Genomic DNA, 4,267 nt, shown 5'->3' with positions numbered 1-4,267 from the left:
TGGCGTCGAGGCCCTGATCCGCTGGAAGCACCCCCTGCGGGGCGCCATCCCGCCCGACAGCTTCATCGGCATCGCCGAGGAAACGGGCAATATCCGCGAGCTGACCGAGTGGACCCTGGAGCGCGCCCTGGAAGACCGAATGGCCCTAAGCGCGGCTGGCCACGATGTGATCATCTCGGTGAACATCTCTGGGCGACTGCTGGCTGATCGCAGCTTCTGCGACCATGTCCAGACGATGGTGGCGGGCCGGGACCACGGCCTCTGCCTGGAGATCACCGAGACCGCGGTGATCGAGAACCCGACAGCGGCGACGGCCTCCATCGCCATGTTCCGCGCCGCCGGCCTGAAGGTCTCCATCGACGACTACGGCGTCGGCCTGTCGTCGCTGGCCTATCTGAAGATGCTCGATGCGGACGAGTTGAAGATCGACAAGTCGCTGGTGGTGGCCGTCGCCGACAGCCAACGTGACCGGCTGATCCTGAAGTCCACCATCGACCTTGCTCACAGCCTCGGCATGAGCGTCGTGGCCGAGGGCGTGGAGACATCAGAAGTCCAGGCCGCCCTCGCCCTGCTCGGCTGTGACGCCATCCAGGGCTACCTGATCTCCCGTCCGGTCCCGCTGGACGATCTCACGGCGTTCCTTGAGGCCTGGTCCGGCGAGGACCGCTTGGCCGTCGCCTAGACCAGACGACGGGCTGGTCGCGGGAGATAGGTCAGTACATCGCCGGACGAGCCGCCGCCTTCATTGGGCTGGGTTGTGCTGCTCGACGAAGGCGATGGTACGGGCGAGCATTAGTTGCCGGGTCGGCTCGCCGGACAGCCAGTGGTCCTCCCCGGCCATGTTGACCAGTTCCACCGACTTGCCGGCCTGTTTCAGGGCCTTCTCCATCAACAGGCTCTGCTCGAGCGGCACGACGGTGTCGTCGCGGCCATGGATCAGCAGGATCGGGGCGTCGGCGCGGGCCGCCAGCCGCACGGGTGAGATTTCATCCAGGTCCTGGCCCTCAGACGCCCCGCTGAGCTCTTTCCAGAACCGTACCGATCGCTGGTCCATGCCAGTGCGGGTGCGGACCCAGATGATGAACTTGCTCATGTCCGTGGGCCCCGCCACAGAGGCCGCGCATCGGTAGAGGCCCTGCTGCACCGTCACCCCGGCCAGGGCCGCATAGCCGCCATAGCTGGCGCCAACGATGCAGGCCCGCCTGGGGTCGACAATCCCCTGGGCGGCCAGGGCCGCGACGCCGTCGGAAATGTCGGTCTGCATCTTGCGGCCGAACTGACCATAGGCCGCCCGTCGGAAGGGCTCGCCATAGCCCACCGTGCCGCGATAGTTCGGCTGAAACACCGCATAACCTCGCGAGGCGAAGGCCTGAGCCCACCAATCGAAACCCGCCTTGTCACCTGGAACAAGCGGCCCGCCATGGGGCAGGACCACCAGGGGAAGACCCTTGGCTTCCCGGCCCGGAGGCAGGGTGAGGATTCCGTCCATCGCCAGGCCGTCGCCGGCCTTGTAGCTGACCACCCGCATCGGCCCGACGTCAGCGGTTTTCACTTCCGGGCGCACATAGCCAATGGGCGTCGCCGACTTTCTGGCGATATCCACCAGCCAGTAGGTCCCAGAGTCTTTCGGACCGTCGGTGAGCATGACCATCCTGTCGAAGGTCTTGTCATAGTCGACCAGGACGGTGCGTTCGTTCGGAAACGCCTTGCGGGCCGCATCGACCCGGCGCTGGTGGGCGGGATCGAACAAGGTCGCACCCAGGGGGCTGGTCATGCCGATCAACAAGCGGGTTTCGCGGTCGAACAAAGCTTCGCTGTCGCTGGCGTCGGCAAGCAGCACTTCCCCATCGGCAGGACCACCCGGCCTGAATTCTCGAGCCACCTGGGTCTCAGCGCCGCGTTGGCCTACCAGCAGCGAGCCTGGCGTCCGGCCCAGGCCCACCAGCACGAACTCTCCCTCGCCCGCCCGCCGCGTCAGGAAGGCGTCGCGGCTAGTCCCGTTGTGCAGGCTGTAGGTGAGGCCCCGCGCATCGTAGGCGGAGTGACCGACCACCGCGCCGTCGGCGCCCACCACCCACCTGCGGCGGCCGGCGCCCGCAGTGTCGAGCAGGTCGACCTCGCGGGTCTCCAGGTCGATGCGATAGAGATCAGGCTGGATGGCGCCCTGGGAACTGCGGGTGCGGACCTTCTCGTAGGAAATGCCGCCGACATAGGCGTACCACTTGCCGCCGACCTTAGCGCTCCCGTACCAGCCGAAGACCGCGTCGATATAGGTCTTCGACTTCTGGAATACCCCGTAGTTCGGCCCCTGGGGGATGCCGAAATGATAGATCGCGCTCCACTCCTGACGGACCAGGCCCGAGATCGGTGAGCCCACCGTGGCCGAGATGGTGGTCAGCAGGTGGTCGTCGCCGGCCCATTCAAGGCTGCGGACCTTGGCTGCGCCCATAGGCGCCACCAGTTCGGCCTGCCCGTCAGCGCGGCGCACGAAGATTTTCCGCGCCTCGCCGTCTCGGGCGACGAGGGCGAAGCGGGTTCCGGACGGGGAAAGGGAGACCAGATCGATGGCTGGCAGTTTGCCGTACGCCTCCAGCGGCGGTGCTGCATATGCCAACGATCCCGCCGCCACGTAGGCGGCAACCAAACAAGTCAGGAACCGCATGAACGCCTTACTCCCCTCAAGCGCGACTCTGCGGCCGCGCCTCCCGAGGCGGAGTATTCACGAACCACGGCAGAGTCTCAACCTGACGTGGAGCTAGCTCCGGTAGTCGCCGTTGATGGCCACGTACTGCTTGGTGAGGTCGCAGGTCCAGACGCTGGCCGTGCCCCGGCCGACGCCGACGTCGACGCTGACCTCGAGCTCCTGGTTCTTCATGTAGGCGCTCATCTTGTCCTCGTCATAGGTCGGCGAGACGAGGCCGTCCTGGGCGGCGATCAGCGGACCGAACTGGATCTTCACGCGGTCGCGGTCGATGCGCTCGTCGGCGCGGCCGATGGCCATGGCGATGCGGCCCCAGTTGGCGTCCTCGCCGGCGAAGGCGGTCTTGACCAGCGGGCTTTCGGCGATGGTGCGGGCGATCTTGCGGGCCGAGGCCGGGCTCTCGGCGCCGGTGACGTTGATCTTGACGAACTTGCTGGCGCCCTCGCCGTCGCGGACCAGCTGCAGGGCGAGGTCCAGCAGCACGGCTTCCAGCTTCACCCGGAAGTCGGCCAGGCGCTTGTCGCCGGCGCGGCTGATATTGGGGGCCGAGGACTGGCCGGTGGCGAACAGCAGCAGGGTGTCGTTGGTGGAGCGGTCGCCGTCCACGGTCACGCAGTTGAAGGTGGTGCGTGTGTAGAGGCTGGCGAGCGTCTGCAAGGCGGCCGGCGAGATGGCGGCGTCGGTGGCCACGAAGGCCAGCATGGTGGCCATGTCCGGGGCGATCATGCCTGAACCCTTGCAGATACCGCCGATCTTGACCTTCTCGCCATCGATCATCGCCTCGGCATAGGCGCCCTTGGCGAAGGTGTCGGTGGTCATGATGGCCTGCGCGGCGCCGGCCCAGTTATCGTCGGTGAGCTTGGCTTCGATGTCGGGCAGCCGGTGGGTGATCTTGGCGTCGTCCAGCAGCACGCCAATGACCCCGGTGGAGGCCACCATCACGTCGCGCTGGCGGCAGTCGAAGCGCTTGGCCACCGCCGAGGCCACCCGCCGCACGGCGTCGGCGCCCGGCTTGCCGGTAAAGGAGTTGGCGCAGCCGGCGTTGACAACCAGGGCGCGTGCGTCGGCGCCCTTGGACATCTCCAGGTGCTTCTTGCACCAGTCCACCGGCGCCGAGCCGATGCCGTGGCGGGTGAAGACGCCCGCCACCGAGGTGCCCTTGGAGAACCGCATCACCAGCAGGTCCTCGCGGTCGTGCTTGTAGTAGCCGGCCCGGGCCGTGGCGATCTGCACCCCGGCGATCGGCGGGATCTTGGGGAAGGGCACGGCGAGCGGCGAGACCGGCAGGGCGCCCTTGGCCGCCGACGGTGTGACAGGGGTCGCAGGTTCCGCGTGCTTGTCGCTGCGTTTCAGGGCCGCGCGGGCGCGCTCGATGGTCTGGCCCACCACCTCCACCGGCTTGGAGGCGACCTCCAGGGCGATGGCGGCCGGGGTCTTGGCGACAGCCTTGGGCTTGGCGACCGTGGAAGGAGCCTTCTTCGCGGGCGGCTTTTTCGCGGGCGGACGGGTCATGGCTTGGCCGCCTTGGCGGCGGGTTGGGCGGGAGCCTTGGCGGCGGGCGCGGCA

At 67.6% G+C, this 4,267-nt stretch carries 3 protein-coding genes; 1 reads left to right on the top strand and 2 read right to left on the bottom strand.

From position 1 onward, the window contains the following. Positions 1-682 (top strand): EAL domain-containing protein (locus AAC997_RS13095; protein WP_340646142.1); only part of this gene is annotated, 682 nt, incomplete at its 5' end. Between the two features lie 60 nt (positions 683-742). Here AAC997_RS13095 and AAC997_RS13090 read toward each other — a convergent pair. Continuing rightward, complete coding sequence (locus AAC997_RS13090; protein WP_340646141.1) at positions 743-2,662, bottom strand: prolyl oligopeptidase family serine peptidase; 1,920 nt, start codon at positions 2,660-2,662, stop codon at positions 743-745. Between the two features lie 93 nt (positions 2,663-2,755). Further along, positions 2,756-4,213, bottom strand: a complete 1,458-nt coding sequence (argJ, locus tag AAC997_RS13085) for a bifunctional glutamate N-acetyltransferase/amino-acid acetyltransferase ArgJ (RefSeq protein WP_340646140.1) — start codon at positions 4,211-4,213, stop codon at positions 2,756-2,758. Positions 4,214-4,267: the final 54 nt, after the last annotated feature.

The organism is Phenylobacterium sp., assembly GCF_037968635.1.
Lineage (GTDB): Bacteria > Pseudomonadota > Alphaproteobacteria > Caulobacterales > Caulobacteraceae > Phenylobacterium.
The sequence above is the reverse complement of the archived record's forward strand: the minus strand, read 5'-3'. Positions and strand labels throughout refer to the sequence as shown.